20 protein-coding genes are annotated in these 21,187 nt (G+C 44.1%); 16 read left to right on the forward strand and 4 right to left on the reverse strand.

Translation table 11 applies throughout. The features are described from left to right. Positions 1-40 precede the first annotated feature (40 nt). The 8 genes from LGO15_RS05335 (at position 41) to LGO15_RS05370 (ending at position 6,221) form a co-directional block, all read left to right on the forward strand. On the forward strand, positions 41-859 hold the full coding sequence (locus LGO15_RS05335; protein ID WP_226087017.1) for a basic amino acid ABC transporter substrate-binding protein: 819 nt from the start codon (positions 41-43) through the stop codon (positions 857-859). 117 nt (positions 860-976) lie between these two features. Further along, positions 977-1,633 carry an amino acid ABC transporter permease gene (locus LGO15_RS05340; protein ID WP_167833380.1) on the forward strand — a complete coding sequence of 219 codons (657 nt, stop codon included), beginning with the start codon at positions 977-979 and terminating at the stop codon, positions 1,631-1,633. Beyond that, the gene (locus tag LGO15_RS05345; protein ID WP_167833381.1) at positions 1,630-2,352 is read left to right on the forward strand and encodes an amino acid ABC transporter ATP-binding protein; all 723 of its coding nucleotides are present in this window, start codon (positions 1,630-1,632) and stop codon (positions 2,350-2,352) included. Before LGO15_RS05340 ends, LGO15_RS05345 begins: the two co-directional genes overlap by 4 nt. A gap of 39 nt (positions 2,353-2,391) precedes the next feature. Beyond that, positions 2,392-2,544, forward strand: coding sequence for a hypothetical protein (locus LGO15_RS05350; protein ID WP_226087018.1), 153 nt, complete (start codon positions 2,392-2,394; stop codon positions 2,542-2,544). A gap of 323 nt (positions 2,545-2,867) precedes the next feature. Next, a complete protein-coding gene (locus LGO15_RS05355) occupies positions 2,868-3,575 on the forward strand; it encodes an MBL fold metallo-hydrolase (protein ID WP_226087019.1) in 708 nt (235 codons plus the stop codon). A gap of 14 nt (positions 3,576-3,589) precedes the next feature. Then, positions 3,590-4,165, forward strand: a complete 576-nt coding sequence (locus tag LGO15_RS05360) for a TetR/AcrR family transcriptional regulator (protein ID WP_226087020.1) — start codon at positions 3,590-3,592, stop codon at positions 4,163-4,165. 80 nt (positions 4,166-4,245) lie between these two features. Next, positions 4,246-5,436: a M14 family metallopeptidase gene (locus LGO15_RS05365; RefSeq protein ID WP_226087021.1), complete on the forward strand. Its 1,191-nt coding sequence runs from the start codon at positions 4,246-4,248 to the stop codon at positions 5,434-5,436. A 356-nt stretch (positions 5,437-5,792) separates the two neighbouring features. Then, on the forward strand, positions 5,793-6,221 hold the full coding sequence (locus tag LGO15_RS05370; protein WP_226087022.1) for a hypothetical protein: 429 nt from the start codon (positions 5,793-5,795) through the stop codon (positions 6,219-6,221). 231 nt (positions 6,222-6,452) lie between these two features. On the opposite strand, the gene LGO15_RS05375 is transcribed toward LGO15_RS05370, so the two are convergent. Continuing rightward, positions 6,453-8,831 carry a M14 family zinc carboxypeptidase gene (locus LGO15_RS05375; RefSeq protein WP_226087023.1) on the reverse strand — a complete coding sequence of 793 codons (2,379 nt, stop codon included), beginning with the start codon at positions 8,829-8,831 and terminating at the stop codon, positions 6,453-6,455. Between the two features lie 217 nt (positions 8,832-9,048). Next, positions 9,049-9,417, reverse strand: a complete 369-nt coding sequence (locus LGO15_RS05380; protein ID WP_226087024.1) for a DUF948 domain-containing protein — start codon at positions 9,415-9,417, stop codon at positions 9,049-9,051. A gap of 250 nt (positions 9,418-9,667) precedes the next feature. Between LGO15_RS05380 and nirB the strand changes: the two genes are divergently transcribed. From nirB to LGO15_RS05410, 6 genes are all read left to right on the forward strand, one after another. Continuing rightward, positions 9,668-12,091 (forward strand): nitrite reductase large subunit NirB, encoded by a 2,424-nt coding sequence (gene nirB, locus LGO15_RS05385; protein WP_226087025.1) that lies wholly within the window; start codon positions 9,668-9,670, stop codon positions 12,089-12,091. Positions 12,092-12,107: 16 nt separating this feature from the next. Beyond that, positions 12,108-12,428, forward strand: coding sequence for a nitrite reductase (NAD(P)H) small subunit (locus tag LGO15_RS05390; RefSeq protein WP_226087825.1), 321 nt, complete (start codon positions 12,108-12,110; stop codon positions 12,426-12,428). 54 nt (positions 12,429-12,482) lie between these two features. Beyond that, on the forward strand, positions 12,483-13,943 hold the full coding sequence (gene cobA, locus LGO15_RS05395; protein WP_167833388.1) for a uroporphyrinogen-III C-methyltransferase: 1,461 nt from the start codon (positions 12,483-12,485) through the stop codon (positions 13,941-13,943). A 28-nt stretch (positions 13,944-13,971) separates the two neighbouring features. Continuing rightward, positions 13,972-14,706 carry a sirohydrochlorin chelatase gene (locus tag LGO15_RS05400; RefSeq protein ID WP_226087026.1) on the forward strand — a complete coding sequence of 245 codons (735 nt, stop codon included), beginning with the start codon at positions 13,972-13,974 and terminating at the stop codon, positions 14,704-14,706. 125 nt (positions 14,707-14,831) lie between these two features. After that, on the forward strand, positions 14,832-15,458 hold the full coding sequence (locus tag LGO15_RS05405; RefSeq protein ID WP_167833390.1) for an NAD(P)-binding protein: 627 nt from the start codon (positions 14,832-14,834) through the stop codon (positions 15,456-15,458). 183 nt (positions 15,459-15,641) lie between these two features. Next, positions 15,642-15,962 (forward strand): YciI family protein, encoded by a 321-nt coding sequence (locus tag LGO15_RS05410; protein WP_167833391.1) that lies wholly within the window; start codon positions 15,642-15,644, stop codon positions 15,960-15,962. Between the two features lie 51 nt (positions 15,963-16,013). Here LGO15_RS05410 and LGO15_RS05415 read toward each other — a convergent pair whose 3' ends face one another. After that, the gene (locus tag LGO15_RS05415) at positions 16,014-17,669 is read right to left on the reverse strand and encodes a DNA polymerase V family protein (protein WP_226087027.1); all 1,656 of its coding nucleotides are present in this window, start codon (positions 17,667-17,669) and stop codon (positions 16,014-16,016) included. Continuing rightward, complete coding sequence (locus tag LGO15_RS05420; RefSeq protein WP_226087028.1) at positions 17,659-18,570, reverse strand: hypothetical protein; 912 nt, start codon at positions 18,568-18,570, stop codon at positions 17,659-17,661. The genes LGO15_RS05415 and LGO15_RS05420 overlap by 11 nt, the downstream gene beginning before the upstream one ends. Before the next feature lie 275 nt (positions 18,571-18,845). On the opposite strand from LGO15_RS05420, the gene LGO15_RS05425 reads away from it, so the two are divergent. Then, the gene (locus LGO15_RS05425) at positions 18,846-19,763 is read left to right on the forward strand and encodes a DMT family transporter (RefSeq protein WP_167833394.1); all 918 of its coding nucleotides are present in this window, start codon (positions 18,846-18,848) and stop codon (positions 19,761-19,763) included. A gap of 425 nt (positions 19,764-20,188) precedes the next feature. Further along, complete coding sequence (locus tag LGO15_RS05430) at positions 20,189-20,956, forward strand: 3-hydroxyacyl-CoA dehydrogenase (RefSeq protein ID WP_167833395.1); 768 nt, start codon at positions 20,189-20,191, stop codon at positions 20,954-20,956. Positions 20,957-21,187 lie beyond the last annotated feature (231 nt).

Genomic DNA, 21,187 nt, shown 5'->3' on the forward strand with positions numbered 1-21,187 from the left:
GTAAAGTTTTGTACGTTTTTAAAAGAGGGGGCTATCAGAAATGAAAAAAAGATTTCTTGCCATTGTGATGATGGCAATCATGGCGCTTGTAATCTCGGCTTGCGGTACAAGCTCAAGCGGAGGGGAATCGGACGCTGAAAAGAAGGAATTAAGAGTCGTCACGGACGCAGCGTATGCACCATTTGAGTACATGGAAGGCGACAAAATTGTTGGTTTCGATATCGATTTCCTTAAGGCAGCCGCGAAAGAAGCAGGGTATGAACTAAAGTTTGAGAATGTCGGCTGGGATCCGATTTTTGTGGAAATCAAGAGTAAGAGGGCTGACATGGCCGTCTCCTCGATTTCCATCAATGATGAGCGCAAGCAGACTTATGATTTTTCGCTGCCGTATTTCTTATCCACCAATAAAATCCTTGTCCGCGAAGACAGCGATATCAAAACTGCGGCTGACCTAAAAGGCAAGGTAGTGGCTGTCCAGAACGGAACAACGGGGCAGGAAGCAATGGATAAGCTTCTCGGCAAGAACAATAAGGACATCAAAAAGTTCGACAACAACAATTTGGCCATCATGGAAATGCTTTCTGGCGGAGCAGATGCAGTCGTTGCTGATAATGGCGTCGTCGAAGTGTACGCTAAAAACAATCCGAAAGAAAAACTAAAGGTCATTGAAGACAGTAACAGCTTCGAGGCGGAATACTATGGCATCCTGTTCCCAAAAGGTACAGATTTGAAAGCGGACTTTGATAAAGCAATCAAGAAAATCGTCGAGAATGGCACATATGAAAAAATCTATCAAGAATGGTTCGGTCAGGAGCCTAACATTGAAATGCTGAAAGCAGAACAAGAAGCATCAGAATAACCAATCATAACCTATGAATCTTCAATGATGATGCGTAACTCTTGAAAAATAGCGTTACGCATTTTTTTGTAAATTTATAAAAATGGTCCCGAGCCTGGGGGCTTTGGAGGGCAAGCTATGGATTTTCGTTTTGATATTATCGTTGAATATACTCCTTATCTAATAAAAGGGACGCTGCTGACAATCGGGCTGTCATTGGCCGGAATTTTAATCGGGACAATCCTCGGGCTGTTCATCGGTCTCGGCAAGATCCAGCGGCGAAAACTGCTGACCTGGCCATTTGTCTGGTATATCACTTTCTTTAGGGGAACCCCGTTATTTGTGCAGATCCTGCTGATTCATTTTGGTGTGGTTCCGATGCTCATTGGAGAAACGAACGGGATTGTCGCGACGATCATCGCGCTGTCCCTGAACGCAGCAGCCTATATAGCTGAAATCTTCAGGGCCGGAATCCAGTCGATTGACCGCGGCCAGATGGAAGCCGCCCGCTCACTGGGAATGACCCATGTGCAGGCAATGAGGTATGTCATATTACCGCAGGCTTTCAAGCGGATGATTCCGCCTCTGGGGAATGAGTTCATTGTACTGATCAAGGAATCATCCCTGGCAGCGATCGTCGCGACTCCGGAAATCATGTACTGGGGACGGGCAATGGCAGGGCAGTACTACCGAGTATGGGAACCGTACCTCACCGCGGCAGTCATTTACTTACTACTGACCCTGTCGCTTAGCTTTTTACTAAATCTCCTCGAAAGAAGGCTGAAAACAGAATGATTAAAATCGCTAATCTGCAAAAATCATTTGGCAGCCAAAAGGTGTTGAATGGAATAGATGTTGAGGTTCAGCCACAGGAAGTAGTTGTTGTGATTGGTCCGTCTGGTTCAGGCAAATCAACCTTCCTCCGCTGCATAAACTTACTGGAAACGATCACGGACGGACATGTGCTGATCGAAGATATTGACATTACCGATAAAGGGACGGATATCAACAAAGTGCGCGAAGAGGTCGGTATGGTATTCCAGCACTTCAATCTGTTCCCCCATAAGACAGTGATTGAAAACATCATGCTGGCGCCGCTGAAGGTACGAGGTGTTTCCGAACAGCAGGCAAGGGAGAAAGGAATGGAGCTTCTGAAAAAAGTAGGTCTCGAAGATAAAGCTGATACCTACCCAGACTCCCTTTCCGGAGGACAAAAGCAGCGGGTGGCCATCGCCCGCGCCCTTGCGATGGAACCCAAAATCATGCTCTTCGATGAACCTACCTCAGCCCTCGATCCAGAAATGGTCGGCGAGGTGTTAGAGGTCATTAAACAACTGGCACGCGAAGGAATGACGATGGTCGTCGTTACGCATGAAATGGGCTTTGCCCGCGAAGTCGGTGACCGCGTCATTTTCATGGACGGAGGACTTGTAGTTGAAGAGAACAAGCCGAATGAGATTTTCGAAAATCCGCAGCATGAGCGGACGAAAGCATTTTTGAGCAAGGTTTTATAGTTTGATAAAAGAAGCCCGATTTGGTCGGTGCTTCTTTTTTTGGACAATAAAAAGGAGGCAACTGTAGATAAAAGTTTTACAACTGTAGATAAACCTGATGTAACTGGAGAAAAAAGTGGTGCAACTGGAGATAAAAGTGGTGCAACTGGAGATAAATCTGCCGCAACTGGAGATAATGTTGTGCCACCTTAAATAAATGTACAACCGTAAATAAATGTTGTTCAACCGTAAATAAGATTGGTACAACCGTAAATAAAAAATGTACAATCGTAAATATATTGATTCCAACCGTAAATACACTTCGCCAATCTGGAAATGAGGATCGGTAAACTGGTAAGGTCACAGCGCATCACACAAAAAAATAGCCATCAAAGCAGTCTAATACCAGCAATAACCTAAGATTGGCGGAGTAACTGGCCTATTTTTGATAATTTATCCAATTAGTGCTTGTTAAAACTAACGTCATTAGTTAAAATAAAACTAACGACATTAGTTTTATTGGGAGGTTCACAAAAATGAGAGTGATCAAAGAGGGGTATTTATATCAGCTGACGTTCATGCCAAGGGTTTTTCCAGTGAATTGTTATTTTATCGAGGAGGAGGATGGGCTGACATTAATTGATGCGGCGCTTCCGAATAGTGCGAAAGCAATCTTGCAGGCTGCTGAAAAAATCGGGAAAGAAATCAAGCGAATTGTTTTGACTCATGCACATGGCGACCACATAGGTGCGCTTGATGAACTGAAAGCGAAACTTGATGTTCCAGTTTATATTTCTGCTCGCGATTCCCGCCTTTTAGCTGGTGATACCTCTCTTGATTCGACTGAACCGCAGACACCGATTCGCGGCGGCATACCAAAAAACATCAAAACAAGACCGGATATTCTTATGAAGGAAGGGGATGAAATCGGTTCTTTGCGGGCAATTTCAACTCCAGGGCACACACCGGGATCGATGTCATTCCTTGACCAGAGAACAAACATCCTGATTGCGGGAGATGCATTCCAGACCAGGGGCGGTACAGCCGTTTCAGGGGTGACAATCCCGTGGTTCCCTTTTCCGGCAATGGCGACCTGGAATAAGGACACAGCACTTCAGAGTGCCCGGAAAATCATGGAGCTAAAACCAGCACTTCTTGCGGTTGGGCACGGGGAACTGTTGCGAAATCCTGCAGCATATATAGAAAAAGCCATTCATAAAGCAGAAGAAGCTTTTACAAAATAAAGGAGTGCATAAACATGTCACCAAGGCCAAAAGTGGCGCTTGATAAAAATACGATCATGATCGCAGCAGCTGAGCTTGCGAATGAGCATGGAAGTGAATATATCACTCTGGCAATGCTGGCCAAGAAGCTCAATATTAAATCGCCTTCATTATATAACCACTTTGACGGCCTGCCGGGAATCAAAAAGGAAATGGCCATTTTTTCACTACAGAAACTGTACAATAGCCTGGCAGAGGAAGCGGAGGGCAAAGCTCACGGGGGCGAGGCAGTACTGGCATTAAGTAGGGCGTATTTAGCCTTTGCGAGAACCAATCCAGGATTGTACGAGTTCGCATTATCAGCACCAGATCCTTCAGATGAGCTGGTTCATGACGCTGGCAAAAAAATCGTTGAACTCGTCGTATCTGCTATCCGCCCTTTTGAACTTTCAGAGGAGGAAGCAATCCATGCTGTCCGCGGCTTGAGAAGCCTCATGCATGGATTTGCTTCGCTGGAGCATAAAGGTGGTTTCGGAATGCCGCTGGACTTGGATGAGAGCTACAAGCTTGCAGTCACAGCGTTTATTACAGGCTTGAAAAAATCCAGCTAATTTTCATCTTCTGAAATAGAATCAAAAGGTACTCATATATATATGTATAGATGCAACTTTGAAAGAACAGGAGGCGCGCTATGGATATATATGTGAGAAGAGGAGATTCCTTTTGGTATTTCAGCAATATTTTCAACATCCCTCTCCAGTTGATCATAGATTCCAACCGTGATATTGACCCAAATGCACTGAATGTGGGACAGACGGTAAGGATTCCTGGTTTTGCAGCTGTTGATTATCGAATCCGTGCAGGTGATACCCTTTGGAAAATTGCGCAAAGCAGGAATCTGCAAGTGGATGCCCTTCTATTGGCAAACCGCAATATTAATCCAAACGGGTTGTATATCGGACAAATGGTCAAGGTCCCGCTAAGAATTTCCTGGCGGATTGTCCAGGGGAAGAAGAATTATGATTATGCCGCACTGATGAGTGATTTGAGGCGATTGGAAAATGTCTATCCGTTCATGAAGGTGCCTTCGATCGGAAATTCGGTTTTAGGTAAAAGCATACCAGAAACACTGATCGGGAATGGCAATAAGCGGGTCCACTACAATGGATCTTTCCATGCGAATGAATGGATCACCACTCCCATCATCATGACATTTCTGAACGACTATCTTTTGGCGCTTACAAATAAGTCCTCCATACGCGGCCTGTCCATGCAGAATTACTATGGCCAGACAACATTATCGATTGTGCCGATGGTCAATCCTGACGGTGTTGATCTTGTGCTCAATGGACCGCCTGAAGCAGAGCCATGGAATGAAAGAGTAGTAGAATTAAATAGAGGAAGCCTGGATTTCAGCGGTTGGAAGGCGAATATCAGAGGGGTGGACCTTAACGACCAATTCCCGGCAAAATGGGAGCTTGAAAAAGAACGCAACCCAAGTCAGCCGGGCCCAAGGGATTATGTTGGGCCAAAGCCATTATCCGAGCCGGAAGCAATTGCGATGGCAGAAATGACAAGAAGACGCGATTTTGCCAGGGTTCTCGCTTTCCATACCCAGGGAGAGGTTATCTACTGGGGCTTTGAAAACCTGGAGCCGCCTGAATCGGAGGCAATGGTCAATGAATTTGCCCGGGTGAGCGGATACCAGCCGGTCAAGACAATTGAGAGCTATGCCGGCTATAAAGATTGGTTCATCCAGGACTGGCGCAGGCCTGGTTTTACAGTCGAACTTGGCTTCGGTATAAACCCGCTGCCGCTTTCGCAATTCGATGAGATTTATGAAGAGGCTCTGGGAATCTTTCTTGCAGGACTTTATCTATAGGCTCCTTTTTACTGAATGTCGATCTCACAGAGTTTGAAAGATAAACGGAAAAGTTCCGCTTAAATGGAAAATGACCCTTATTTCTTCAAAAATAAGGGTCGTTTTTCCGTTTATTTTTAAAAAAACGCTGGATTTTGTTCTATTTATAACAGTTAACCGGAATATCTCCACTTATTCCTGCTTCATAAGCTTCCTCTAAGTACAATTGCCGGAAAATCTCCGCTTATGTTATACCTTCATGAAAACTATAAATGGATGATAACAGAGTAAATCTATAAAAAGCAGATCACATGAAAAGGTGGTCTCTAAATTGTCTTTATATGGTAAAATTGAAGAGTACGAGAGGGGGAGGTAAGTTGACTTATTCAGGAAAAGGATCTAAACATATTTTGCATTCGATTATTATCATGAGCGTACTTATTCTGCCAAGTTTAAGCTATACCATCCGGATTACAATACTTCTTGCCTTGCTGGTCATTACTTTACATAAGATCCATTTAACGATTACTTCAAATCACCTTGAATATAAAATTAAATTTTTTAGGTTTACAATATACCGAAAAATACTTACATCTGAGAATATCAAAAAAATAAAGTTTGGCCGCATTGGCTGGTCTACGAAGAATGCAGTTGTGAAAGTGAGAGGAGGCTTCAATTTCGGTGTTGCTCACTTTTACAGCGAACAGCTCATCCGGGAGCTTGAAGAATTTGCCCTGGTTAATCATATCGATGTTCAAAAGACGCAGGATTATCTGCTGTTGGAAAAATACTATTCTCAAAAATAACAAAAGCATCGGGCAATGGATAACCCGATGCTTTTTGTTTAAGGATAAGAGTTTAACTTTTACACTTCGAGAATTGGCCAGCTCCAGCACCTAGCCCCTCGAGACGCATGTCTAGCTGCGGCTCCTAACTCCTCGAGACGTTTCGCTCCTGCCAATGAAGCCAAAGAACGACTTCACTGTCAGGCCCTCCAGCGCTTGTCGGGGCTGACCAAGGCGCTTGCGCTTTTAAGTTTATTTTTCAAAAATGCTGTTGGAAAGAAGTCGGAACAGATAATCGGTATGGTCGCGGAAACCTGCTTCGAGACCAATCAATGTAACGTCCTTATTCTGTTCTTTCACGATGACGGCCTTGCCCTGTGCGGCACCATTGTTTTTCCAGTGACCGGCTACAAAGAAATCGGTGTTGTCGTCAAATGTTGCGGATATTTCATCATTTCCGGTGTTTTCATACCAGACTGGGCGGTATACAAAGCCAAAGTCGTCCTCGCCATATCCTCCCGTCACACCTTCACCGCTGTAATCAACTTTTGCGATGCCGTTGCTGTTGTAACTTGCGACGACAATTTCATCATCCGTAAGGCCCAGTGTCTTTGTTGCGAGGGATGCGCCAGCACCAACTGCGATATATTTGCCGCCATTATTTAAAAATTCTTCTACATTCGATTTAAAGCTGTCGAATTGTTCAGGAGTCGTGAAACCGAACTCTTTATTGCCAGCGCGAGACTGATTTTTGGCAATCAACCCTTCCGTCCCGCTAAAAACGAAGACATCAAAGCCTACAAGACCCTTTTCAGCCACTTCAACAGGAGTCACTTCCGTCACCTTGAATCCCAGTCTTTTCAGCGCCAGTTTAGTTCCTGAATGAGATTGAGCCTTGTTCATGCCGCCATCCTTCAATATAGCGACTTTCATGTCATTCACTTCAACCACATCAGCCGGAACCTTAGCTGATTCAATGTGCAGTCCGGATTCTTTTACTGCTGCAGAAATGACATTCGCTGCTGCTTCTGTGTAAAAATCACCTTCAGAATTCCGTTTTACAGTAACGCCTTGCTGAAGAAGTGTGTTTACAAGATTTACGGCTTTCACGGAACTGTTTGGAATCAGGAATGGACCTTTGCCGCTGACTGTCCCTAGTTCCTGAATCTGATTTACTTTTGCAGCTGTTACATCAAACTCGCTTTGAACCGCAATAGCCTCGAAGCCCCATAGCTCTGGCAGGCTCCATGCTGAAATATCATACATGGCATCAACGTCTTCGGTGATGTCCTCGCCATCCCACAGCATCGTATTGGCAAGGCCAGCTTTTGCCTGATCCATTTTTACGATATACGTGCCTTTAGGGTAAGATTTTCCGTCGGCAGTAAAAGCTTTGGAAGCCTGGACGACTTCGATGTCGTTTTTCTGCAGATGATTGACAGCCTTATGTGTCACGGTTGGATCTTCCGGATCAACAGGCAGCACATAGGCAGTCGGGAAGAAGCCTTCTTCATGGAATGGATGATCAAAATTGATGCCTCGCTTGAACATCTCAATCTGGTCCTTGATCATTTCCTGCTTGTTCTCGGTTGAGTTTTTCAATGCTCCCATGATGGCGTCATACATCCAGCGAACACCGTCTTCATCATTGGTTGGCGCTTCAAGTGTATGGCCATATGCTCCATGGTACATTGCATACATTGGAGTGAAGATTGGCGGATAATCATCCCAGCCTTCCGCATCATCACGCTGAGGAATATAAGTTCCTTCCATTGCCTGATAGAGGCTGCCTGAGAAGCTTTCCTTATCAGACAAAATTTCATTTTCCATTGCTTTTGCCTGGTCCATCGCCCATTTTTCATACAAATCATATTCGTAGTTAGGATTGTGTGGAACCGTACACGGTTCAATTAGACCTTGCTTGTTCGGTGCATAATTTTTCACATAGCCATGTGTATCAAGGAAGACCATTGGATTCCATTCCTTGATCAATGCGACAGTTTCCTGGGTTTCAGGCTGGGACTGGGTGATGAAGTCACGATTCAAGTCGATTCCTTCTCCATTGAAGCGGGTAGCGTCAATCCGGCCATCAGGATTCTGGACAACATTGAAAATCAGGATGTTATTATCGAGAATCTCTTTGGTAGTATCATCATTTTCAAGGGCAAAGCGTTCGATCAGCTGCATGACCGCGTCACTACCGACAAACTCCGTGCCATGGATGGAGCCATTGATCATGATAGGCACCTTGAAGTCAGGATTGTTCTCAATCCAGTCTTGTGCTTTTCCAGGATTCTTGAACATTTGTTTTCTTAGGGCTTGAATTTTGCCGAACTTGCCTTTAGAGTCAGGGGCGGCAATCGTCACGACGTAAAGGGGCTGGCCTGTTGATGATTGGCCTTTTACTTCGACCTTCACACGATTGGATTGCTTTTCAATTTGCGCAAGCTTGTCGCCGATTTCCGAGAACTTCATAAAATCATAGTTTTCGCTGTTGAATAAGCTGCCGTCCTTTTCTTCGTATGCATTTACATAATTCCATTTGATTGACTCAGCCAGTGCGGGAGTCCATGGTGCGGATGCCAGCAAACTTGCAGCCACTACACCAGAAATAATCTTTTTATGCTTCATTTATGTATTCCTCCGAAATAATATTTTGTATATTTATACATAATAATCACTAAATATTATTTCGGCAATCGTACGAAATTCCTAAAAATTTTTTAATGTGGAGAAAGCGTTGACTTTCCTTGATTTTTGCCGAGTTGGGAAATTAATCGGAATGACTATATGGGTAAAAAGTCACAAGGAGAAGCTAAAATAAAAAAACAGGGCTTGTGGCCCTGTTTTACTGTGGCTGCATGGTTCGATTGCGACGTTTGCGGTTCCACTGTCTCGCTTTATACTTTTGCTCTAGTTCAGCGACAGGTTTTGCGACAAGTGCGTTCTTGAATTCTACAGGTGTCTGTTTTACTGAAAAAACAACAGTATTGACAGCTTTCTTTTTCTTTTCGAAATCAGTCATCAGCTTCTGCTGTTTAAACTTAAGTGAATCTGTTTCTTCTTTGATGGCATTTGTTTTATTTTGGACACGTGTGGCTGTCTCCTGAAGACTATCGATCGTTGGCTTGGCGTCCTTAAATGTTTTATATGCAACATATCCAAGATAAGCGAGGGCAGCGACGATGACAGCGATGCTTAAATAAACAATGATCATAGAATGAGCCTCCTTTCCAATGTAGTAAGATCATTTACATATTGATTACCCTAATTCAGCAAAAGAATAACTGATTTTTTATGGAAGCCTAGGATTGCTAAATTTGAATGATTTGTGAAACAGTGAACAAAGTAGACTGAAAATGTGACGAACTTCACAACCAAGAGATGTAAATCACAATACAATTTATACATAGAGGAAATATCATTAATGAAAACTCCGCATTAGAAATTATAGGAGGACAAACGAGATGAAAAAGAAATTAGTCATGATAGGAAACGGAATGGCAGGAGTAAGGACAATCGAGGAGCTGCTTAAACTTCAGCCAGATGGCTTCGAAATCACGATCTTCGGGAATGAACCTCATCCTAACTACAATAGAATTATGTTATCCACAGTCCTTCAGGGAGATAAGTCAATCGAAGATATCATCATGAATGACTGGGATTGGTATAAGAGTAATGATATTCAACTTTTTGCAGGTGAAGAAGTTGTCGAGATTGACAAGGAAAAGAAGCAAGTCATTTCCGAACAAGGACGCAAGGTGGACTATGACGAGTTAATCATCGCTACAGGCTCCAGCTCGTTCATCCTGCCAGTACCTGGGTCTGACAAAAAGGGAGTAGTCGGGTTCCGTGATATCCATGATTGTGAAATGATGATCAAAGATTCCAGGCAGTATAAAAAAGCAGCTGTAATAGGCGGCGGGCTGTTAGGACTGGAAGCAGCTAGAGGCTTGCTGAACTTGGGCATGGAAGTCGATGTTGTCCATTTGATGCCGCATCTGATGGAAAGGCAGCTTGATGGAACCGCTTCTGGAATGCTGAAAAAAGAACTGGAAAACCAAGGCATGAATTTCTTGCTTGAAAAACAGACTGCGGAAATTTTAGGAGACGAAAGGGTAACAGGACTAAGGTTCACAGACGGTACCGAAATCCGGGCAGACCTTGTTGTCATGGCTGTCGGCATTCGCCCTAACGTCCAGTTGGCAAAAGACAGCGGCATTTATGTCAACAGAGGGATTGTCGTCAATGATTATATGGAGACAGATGTCCAGAATATTTATGCTGTTGGCGAATGTGCGGAACATAGAGAAATCGTCTATGGCCTTGTCGCACCGCTGTATGAACAGGGTAAAGTACTTGCAGCTAACCTTGCGGGGATTCCGACTAACCCTTATGAAGGAACGATTTGCGGCACTCAACTGAAGGTTTCAGGCTGTGATTTGTTTTCAGCAGGTGAGATCGGCGATGACGAAGGAACGAAATCAATCAAGGTCCACAATGAGTTTGATGGGATCTACAAGAAAATTGTCATTCGTGACAACCGGATTGCCGGGATTGTGCTTTATGGTGACACGAAGGACAGCAACCGCCTGTTCAGGATGCTGACCAAAAGAGAAGACATCAGCGGCATGACAAGTGTCTCGATTCTTGAAGCAAGCGGATGCTGTGGTGGAGGAGAAGCCGGCGATGTAGCGGCGATGGCCGATGACGAACTTGTCTGCGGCTGCAATGGTGTTACAAAAGGAACGATTGTCGAAGCCATCCGCACAAATGAGTTGACTACTGTTGATGAAGTTGGTGGCTGCACGAACGCTGGCCGTTCTTGCGGAAGATGCAAATCGCTCATATCCGATATCCTCGCTTATACGCTTGGCGACCAATACGATACTACTGCAAAAAAAGCAGGAATTTGCGGCTGTACGACTTTAAGCAAAGATGAAGTAGTCGCTGAGATCAGGGAAAAAGGATTGACCAATGTCAGGGAAGTCATGAATGTACTCGGATGGTCCCAGGAGGAAGGATGTTCGAAATGCCGTCCGGCGATCAACTATTACCTGGGGATGGTCCATTATGACGGCTATAAGGATGAACGTGATTCAAGGCTGGTTAACGAGAAAATGCATGCTAACATCCAGAAAGATGGGACATATTCAGTTGTACCAAGGATGTATGGCGGTGTGACGACAGCAGCTGATTTGAAAAAAATTGCGGAAGTTGCCGAGAAGTACGACGTGCCTTTGGTAAAGCTGACTGGCGGTCAAAGGATTGGCTTGTTTGGTGTCAACAAAGAGGACCTTCCTGCTATGTGGGAAGACCTGGGAATGCCATCAGGCTATGCGTACGGAAAAACACTTCGTACCGTAAAAACCTGCGTCGGTGAAAAGTTCTGCCGGTTTGGAACCCAGGATTCAATGGGACTTGGAATCGAGCTCGAGAAAAAGTTTGAGAGACTCGATACACCTCATAAGGTGAAGATGGGTGTTTCTGCTTGCCCAAGGAACTGTGCTGAATCAGGAATCAAGGACATCGGCTTTGTAGGTGTCGATGGCGGCTGGGAAATCTATATCGGCGGTAACGGTGGAACCGACCTGCGCGCTGCCGACTTGCTTGATACCGTCAAGACGAAAGAAGAGGCATTGGAAATTACCGGAGCATACCTCCAGTACTACCGTGAAACTGCAGCATACCTTGAAAGGACGGCACCATGGCTCGAAAGAATGGGACTTGATCATGTCAAAGAAGTGCTGGCCGATGAGAACATGAGAAAGCAGTTGAACGAAAGACTGGATAAGACATTGGAGCGATATAACGAGCCATGGAATGAAGCAATTTCTGATAGAGCCATAAAAGAAAAATACTATCAAGTCCGCAGCGTGAGTGTTGAATAAGGGAGGATGGATGAAGATGCAAACAACGAAAGTAAGAATCAAAGTAGCTGATTATGACTCCCTGCCTGAACGGGCAGGGCAGGCAGTCACTATAAATGGACAGACCATCGTCTTGTTTCGGATTTCCACCGGAGATGTCAAGGCTGTTGAAAACCGCAGCCCTCACCGTAAAGGCGGAACTCTTGCAGATGCTCTTGTCAGCGGGAATTTTATCTACTGCCCAGTCTACGACCTAAAGATCTCGCTGGAAGACGGGAAAGTGCAGGCACCGGATACAGGCGAAGTAAAAACGTACCAAGTTGAAGTATTCGGAAATGAAGTGCATATTACGATATGACTTAAGAGGGGGAACCTCCCTCTCAATATACAGCGTTGAAAGGGCGGGAATACAATGGAAAAAGGAAAAGCGTTCTTAGTCGGTGCAGGACCTGGAGATGTACAGTTGATTACAGTAAAGGGATTGGAAGCAATCAAAAAGGCTGAGGTCATTTTATATGACAGGCTTGCCAATCCGAAATTGCTGGATTATGCTCCTTCTGATTGCGAACTGATCTACTGCGGCAAGCTCCCTGACCGGCACGTCCTTCGCCAGGAAATGATCAACGACCTATTGGTGGAAAAAGTGTTGGAAGGGAAAATTGTTGTCCGCTTAAAGGGCGGCGATCCTGGAGTGTTTGGACGAGTAGGCGAAGAAGCAGCTGCCCTGGCTGAAAATGGACTTCCTTTTGAAATTGTACCCGGAATTACATCAGGGATTGCTGCACCGCTATATGCAGGAATTCCCGTTACACATCGAGAATTTGGTGAATCCTTCGCGGTTGTAACTGCCCATGACAAGTCCGAGAATGGACAGCCAAAACTGGACTGGAAGGGGCTTGCCACCGGAATCGACACCATTGCTTTTTACATGGGTATTTCAAATCTTCCTTATATCAGTGAAAATTTAATCAAGAATGGAAAGTCACCGGATACCCCGGTCATCCTCATCCAATGGGGAACCTTCTCCCGGCAGCAGACTCTTGAAGGAACTCTGGCCAATATTGCCGTAAAAGCGAAGGAAGTGAATTTTACCAACCCGGCCATCACACTGGTTGGAGATATCGTATCGCTTCGTAAGAAGTTGAACTGGTTTGAAAGGAAGCCTTTGTTTGGTAAGCAAATATTACTTGCCCGAACAGGAAGTGCTGAGAGTGAACTTGCAAAGGAATTGATGGAGCAGGGCGCGGACGTGATTGAATTTCCGAAATGGAAAAAGGTTTACGTTCCTGCAGACAAGGCAGTCATCAAAAAAATTCAAGAATACGAGCAGATTCTTTTTACATCTCCTGAGTGTGTAAAAGAATTCTTCCAGATCATTTTTGAAGCAGGAATCGATATCAGGAGGGTGAAAGCAGAACTTTACGGTTGTTCAACAAAGTCTGTCAGGGCATTGAATGAAAAGGGCTTTTTTGCAGAAGTGGAAGGGAAGCTGCATCCGGTTGGAAAGCTGTTAATCGTAGGAGACAGCGATATCACGCACCAATATCCTGATGCTGAAATGTTCCTAACCTCAAAAAAGGTTGTCGATGAGAAATTCACGCCTATTTTCAAAAGAATTCTAGAAGAAGCTTCTGTCAATACAGTGGTTTTGCCAAGCACAAGGGCGGTCAAAACAATGGTTGAAGAAGGAATCCTAGAGAAAATCATCCCACAACAGCTTATAAAAACATCAAAAATTGTTTGCATGGGAGTCCGGACGGGAGAGGCGGCAAGAGAATATGGAATTGTCCCAGATAAGGTGTTAGAATCACCAGATAAAACCGCTGTGATCGATTGTTTAAGCAGAAAGGAATCTGAACTGGCATTCGTGTAATGGACAGATTTTTAAAGGAGAGAAAGATATGGAAGCCACAGTATTCATCAGCCATGGAAGCAGAAGTGAACATGGCAACAAAGTGTTTATTTCATTCATCGAGAAAGTGATTTCGACTGAGCCGAGTACGATTGCAGCTTATGGATTCCTTGAGAATACAAAGCCAACCATTCTTGAAAGTGTTGAATCATGCATATTAAAGGGTGCATCATCGATTACCGTCGTTCCGGTGCTGTTGCTTCCGGGAATCCATGCAAATGTGGATATACCTGAGGAATTGGCAAAAGTCAGTCTTAAGTATCCAGAAGTAAAGATTTTATATGGAGATCCCCTTGGCGTGAATGAAACGATAATTCAAATCGTCCTGGACCGATTGAAGGATCAAGGCTTCTCGGGCAGCAAGTCAGAATCCGTGCTGCTTGTCGGACATGGCAGCAGGGATCCTTTGGCTGCAACCGAATTCGAGAAACTGGCATTCCGCGTTCAGGAGAAAGTTCTCTCTAAAGTTGAAACAGGCTATATAACAACACAGCCATTTTACGGAGAAAAGCTATTGGCAAGTGAGGTCGACAAGAAGATGTACGTTCTGCCATTCTTGCTTTATACTGGCGGGTTTACAGTCAAAATGGAGGAAACAATAAATAGTATTTTACTTCAAGGTCAGGAGAGAGAGGTTGTCCTGTGCGAACCAGTCGGTTTCGATGACCGTCTTGGCGGGCTGCTTCTGCAAAGAGTTGATGACGCAAGAGAAAGGTTAACTTAGAAACACCGTCTTCGTTAGCAGAAGCCAATAAATTTGTGAACATCGTCAATAAAAATACCTATCGCCAATAATGGTATGAATACCTCAATATAATAGAAATCGCAACATAAATGGAGAGTGGAAGCATGCTATACTCTATGAACCTTCGGATATCAGGCCGTAACGCAGTGGTGATTGGCGGAGGCAAGGTCGCTCACCGAAAAGTATTGGGGTTGCTGGATGCTGGAGCAAAAGTGAAGGTAGTCAGTCCTGAATTGACAAGAGAATTGATGGGTCTTGCCGCAGAAGGCGAGATTTCCTGGCAGGCAGTGAAATATACGAAAAAAGATCTTGAAGGAGCATTGCTAGTAATTGCCGCCACCAATGACACCGAGACGAATCTGGCAGTTAAGAAGGATGCTTCACCACATCAATTGGTTAATCTTGCAGACAATCCCGAGCAATCTGACTTTCAGGTTCCATCCGTTATGAAAAGAGGGAAATTGATAATCGCCGTCTCGACATCGGGGGCAAGCCCTGTACTCGCTAAAAAGATTTGCGGTCAACTGGAGCAGACTTTTGATGAAAAATACGAAAGCTACCTGGAGTTCCTGGCAGCAAGCCGAAAAGAAATTAAAGCAGCCGTCAAGGATGAAACAGCTAAAAGGAAGCTTTTGAGAGAAATAGCTAAGGAGAGTTTCTTAGCTTCTGACCAAAGAGAAGAAAGGTTTGCCAGGATGCTGAAAGAAGCAATCAGTGAGGAGGGAAAGTAAAGCGCGAGTTCGCGCGATTACTTCCCTCCTTTTTGCGGTTCAGATGTCCAACTCCAGAATAAGATATGCTGCCATGAGGAGACTCTTATGTTCAGTTCTAACAAGGCAAGGGTACATACATGAAGGTGTATTATGGAAATGATATAATGAACTGTAAAAGCTTATAAGATTGGAGTATCATTTATGAAAACATTTGTCGTCTTCCTAAAAGACAAAAGGACAGGCAAACTGGAACCAAGCCTGTTGACTAGACATATTGAACACCTCAGGCAATTAAACCAGGCAGGAAAATTGATGGTAGCTGGACCGCTCAAAAATAACGAACAAGCAATGATCATCCTTAATTGTGATGATATTGATGAAGCAATTAATCTGGTAGAAAGTGACCCGTTCATAAAAGAGCAATATTACAATACATATGATATCAACGAACTCATCGTTGCCAACGACGAAAATAACTGGCTGATGGATAGCCCGCAGACGAACGGGAATCTGGTTCACTAAGAGAAAAAAGGGACGTCCAGCAAAACTGGACGTCCCTCTTCTGTGGTACGATTATTTAGTTTCTTCCTCAACGATGACTTCCTCAGTCACAGTTTCAGCAGACTCTTCAGCAGGCTTTTCAAATACAGCAAGTACAGCAGAAATCAAAGCAGCAAATTTCTTTGCGATTTCACTCGCGTGTAAGCTAGCCTTGGACTCAGCTTTCTTTTCAACAGAAGGATTTACTTTTGCTTCTTCAGTCACTTCTTCAGTAGCAGCTTCTTCAGTTACTTCTTCAGTAGTAGTCTCCTCAGTAACAGCTTCTTCAGTTACTTCTTCAGTAGTAGTCTCCTCAGTAACAGCTTCTTCTTCAGTCACTTCTTCAGTAGAAGTTTCCTCAGTAACAGCTTCTTCAGTCACTTCTTCAGTAGAAGTTTCCTCAGTAGCAGCTTCTTCAGTTACTTCTTCAGTAGAAGTTTCTTCAGTAACAACCTCTTCAGTCACTTCAACAGACAAAGCAACTGCTGAATTTTCGTTCGCTTTCTCTTTAGCAACATCGCTAGCTTTGAAAGCCTTAGACTTCATTTTGTTGGCAACAGAAGGGGATACTTTTGCTTCTTCTTCAGTAACGTCTTCTTCAGTAGCGTCTTCTTCAGTAACGTCTTCTTCAGTAACGTCTTCTTCAGTAGAAGTTTCTTCAGTAACGTCTTCTTCAGTAACGTCTTCTTCAGTAACGTCTTCTTCAGTAGCGTCTTCTTCAGTAACGTCTTCTTCAGTAACGTCTTCTTCAGTAACGTCATCCTCAGTAACGTCTTCCTCAGTAACATCTTCCTCAGTAACGTCTTCTACAGTAACATCCTCTTCAGTTACTTCAACAGACAAAGCAACGGCTGAATTTTCGTTCGCTTTCTCTTTAGCAACATCGCTTGCATTGAAAGCACTGGAATTCATTTTGTTAGTGATAGAAGGAGATTCTTTATCTTCAGTAGCCTCTTCTTCTTCGTCTTCTTCGTCTTCTTCAGTCTTTACAGTTGCATCAGTATCAAGATCGATATCTTCAGAATCGGAGTCATTATCTTCGTCTTCTTCAGATTTTACAGTTGCCACTGTATCTAGGTCGATGTCTTTTGATTCCTCTTCAGAGTCCTCTTCAGCAGGTTCTTCATCTTCCTTTTTCATTTCAGTGTCAGCCTCAGGCTTAGTTTCCTCTTCTTCTTTAGCTGCATCCGTTTCTGCAGTTTCTTCTGAATCAGAGTCAACATCTGTTTCATCAGTAACAATTGGCTCAAGTTCTACAACTTCTACAGTTTCTTCCACTACTGGTTCCTGAGTAACTGTTTCTTCTGTTGGAACTTCCTCAGTTGCCACCTCTTCGACAGGCACTTGCTGATTTGTTGTGTGTACAGCTGCATTCGGTGCCGCGTGCTTTTTTGCAGTTTCGCTTGCATGAATGCCAGCCTGTGACTTTGATGCATTTTCCTTAGCTTCAACCTTTGTTGCGGCTTTTGGCTGAGCCTTGACTGCAGGCTTAGCAGGAGTTGCTTTAACATTAGCCTTTTTATCAACAACCTGAACCTTTGCTGGTTTCACTTTGTGAGATTGCTCAACCTTTACTTTTTCCGGTCCTGCAGCTTGAGTGAAATGGCCTCCCGTAAGTACTCCGATTGACAATACTCCAGCTAGCATAAAAGATTTCACAACTTTAGTTCCATTAATATTATTTTTCATTTTCATCATTCGCTCCCTTTTCATTAACGTGATCCGTGACAATTGCATCGGTATACGGTAAAAAAGCAGGAGCTTTTAGCGGTGGTGGGGAAGGTGGGGCATTGACCCACTGGCTTTGAAAAACAGCGACCCGCGATGTGAAGTGCTGCAGGAGATTTAATTGAAATGTTACATCCCAATAAAACCATTTATCGCTAAAAAAATTGTTCGCGTTTCCATAACTTGTCCTGTCGCCGGAAGGCCCCCCAGAAGCCTTCGTGCGTGAAGGAGGATTAGGAAGATTGTCTCCTTTAGGATACCTCTCATTTTGGGATGAATCATTTTCATCCTTTTTTGCAGGAGGCATTTTCATGCTTACCGTCTTTGCTGCCTTTTTGATAATGGACGGTGTCTCATTAGACTCCTTAGGTGGCTCAACCTTTTCCTCCAGAACAGGAGATCTTCGCTCTGTTTCTTTTGCGTATTGATCTTTATTATGTATGGATTTCAACTTACCTTTTTTATTTTGGTTATTGCTGTGCTTTTGTTTATGGTTTACCTGATTTGGCTTGTTCGTAGTCTCTGCCTTAGTCTTTTTGGGCTGTGCAGCCTTCTGACCCTTTTTGGATAATGAGGCATTTCCATTTACTTTCACTGCATCGGCAGGTGTTTCTTCAGGCTTGGCTTGGGCGGGATTCTGAACTCCTTGTTTCTGCGCGGGCCGGTTTTGAATCGCAGGTTGTGCAGGTGATTTTTCAGAAGTCCTCACATTATTTGCTTTGTCTGCAACGTTAGCCTGTTCAGCCGCTACAGTCTGTGGACCCTTACCGGGATTTTCCCCTTTTTCAGCGAAAGCCATATCTGGGACCAGCATTGCGGCACCAGCAATAAAGCCAGTTATGAGTAAGTGTCGGAAGTGCATCCTTTCACCTCCTTTCAAATCAAGATTCTCTCAGGGATAGCATTCACGATTTTAAACCTGTTTTTGTCGGTTTTTGCAGAATTTTAATAGAAACCGTTCTTTTAACCTATCAAGCTATACAAATAGTAATGGAAAGACTGATTCAAATTTCCCTTCTTTTTGGTACTTATTATTCTGGGTGGTAAATAATTGGTATTCCTTTCTCTTGCTCTTTTATAAAAAAGGAGTAGAATGGGAATTATGCTTTAACCGTTTAAATGAAAGAAGGATACATCATGAACAATCTTAGAATTTATTTGATTCTTACCGGTGTCATGTTCTTATGGGGACTGAATGTCACGGCGCTAAAGGTAATAGTGGGGAACTTCCCGCCGATCACCATCACCTCACTGCGTGTATTCACCGCAGGAGTCTCGGTCTTTATCATTCTCTTTTTCTTAAAAAAAGTCCGCCTGCCATCCAGGAAAGAGTGGACCTATATTATCGGTGGCAGTATCTTGAATGTAACTGGGCACCATATGTTTCTTGGTCTTGGTTTAAAGGTAACTTCGGCGGTTAACGGTGGGTTGATTCTCGGTCTTGGCCCCTTGCTGACGGCGTCGATGGCTATCTTATTCCTGGGAAGGAAGCTGACATTCGTACGTACACTGGGCTTTATTTTCGGAGGCATAGGCGTTTCATTGACTGTGCTGGCAGGAAGCTCAGGTTTATCTGGCATGTCGGTTGGGGATTTCTATGTGTTTCTCTCCATTCTTTCACAAGCCATCAGCTTCATCATCATATCCAAAGCAGCAAAAACATTGGACCCTCGACTGTTGACCGGGTATATGCTTGTCATTGGTTCGTTTATGTTGTTCTTGATTGGTCTATGGAAGGAGCCAGGTGGATTGGCAAGCCTCGGAAATGCTTCAGCGGGAGTATGGATCATCTTCTTCGCATCAGCGATTTTTGCCACCGCAGTGGGGCATATGCTCTACAACTACGCGATCGGCAAGGCAGGACCGGCGGAAGCATCCATATTCCTGAACTTGAACACATTCCTGTCCATCTTATTCGCAGCCATCTTCCTTGGCGAGCATATCACATCCGCTCATCTGCTGGGACTGATATTCATCGTATCCGGAGTCATATTTGGGTCAGGAGCGCTTGAGGAATTGTTGCTGAGAAACAGGATGAAACGAAATGCAGCTTAATATGATTGTTTAAGCAGGGCTCCGGCTCTGCTTTTTTTGTGGTTTTAAACACAATCTAACTTGTATTAAAACTGATATCAAAACCAAACGGGGATTAAAACCGAATCAACGGGGATTAAATTTGTTCCAATGGTGATTAAAACTGAATCAACGGAGATTATATGAGTTCCGACGGGGATTAAAACTGATTTTAAGAGTAAAAAACAATTCGGGCAGGGAATACACCATATAATTACCTCTAGATAAAGCTGGCTGGAAGTTCACAATCCAGGCTCAAAGTCCAAAGTGTCCAATATCTTATAAAAAACGTACTGATTTTGGACACTTATATCCAATAAACTCTATATTTTATTGCATATCAGACCTTGGCACGATTCTTGCTTTATATAAAACTAACAACTTTATTAAAGTGGAGGTCAAGATAAATGAAAATGAACGAAGCAAAAGCGATTGTAACAGGTGGAGCATCTGGTTTAGGGGAAGCGACTGTAAGACGAATTGTTGAGCAGGGCGGGAAGGCTGCCATCCTTGATTTATCTGTGGAACGCGGCGAAGCTCTCGTCAAAGAACTTGGGGAACAGACGCTTTTCATCAAAACAGATGTAACGAGTGAGGAAGAAGTCTCGAATGCGATCAACAAAGCATTTGAATCATTCGGCTCTATCAACACGGTTGTAAACTGTGCCGGAATCGGGGTTGCAGGAAAGCTGCTATCGCGCAAAGGTGTCCATTCGCTGGACATGTTTTCAAAAGTGATTTCCATCAACTTAATTGGCACATTCAATGTCATCAGGCTTGCTTCCGAGCAGATGTCCAAAAACGAAGCGAATGAACTTGGTGAGAGAGGGGTCATCATCAATACGGCTTCCGTTGCCGCGTTTGACGGCCAGATTGGGCAGGCGGCCTACAGTGCTTCAAAAGGGGGAGTTGTTGGCATGACGCTGCCAATTGCAAGGGAGCTTGCTTCATACGGCATCAGGGTGATGACTATTGCGCCGGGATTGTTCCATACGCCGATGTTCGATTCACTGCCTGAGGAAGCAAGGGACTCTCTTGGGAAAATGGTGCCTTTCCCGCAGCGGCTTGGCTATCCTGAAGAGTATGCCCAGCTTGCTGAAAGCATCCTGACAAACCCAATGCTGAATGGCGAAACAATCCGTTTGGACGGAGCCATCCGCATGCAGCCAAAATAATTTTGTGCAGCCCTCATCCTTTGACAGGAGAGGGTTTTTTTAATGGACGAAAGCTTATTTTCACTTAACGAAATGTCGGCCATAATGAATTGTAGCCGCACGTTTTGGTCTAGGTCTGGCAAAGGCGTGAGCACATCCCATTGTGGAAATATTTTCGCGTTGTGGAAAGTCTAGAAAACGAATATGATATTTTTGCAATATAACATTTTAACAGAGAGCAGGGGACAACTA

It is taken from the genome of Mesobacillus sp. S13 (assembly GCF_020422885.1).
In the GTDB taxonomy this organism is placed as follows: Bacteria; Bacillota; Bacilli; order Bacillales; family Cytobacillaceae; genus Mesobacillus; species Mesobacillus selenatarsenatis_A.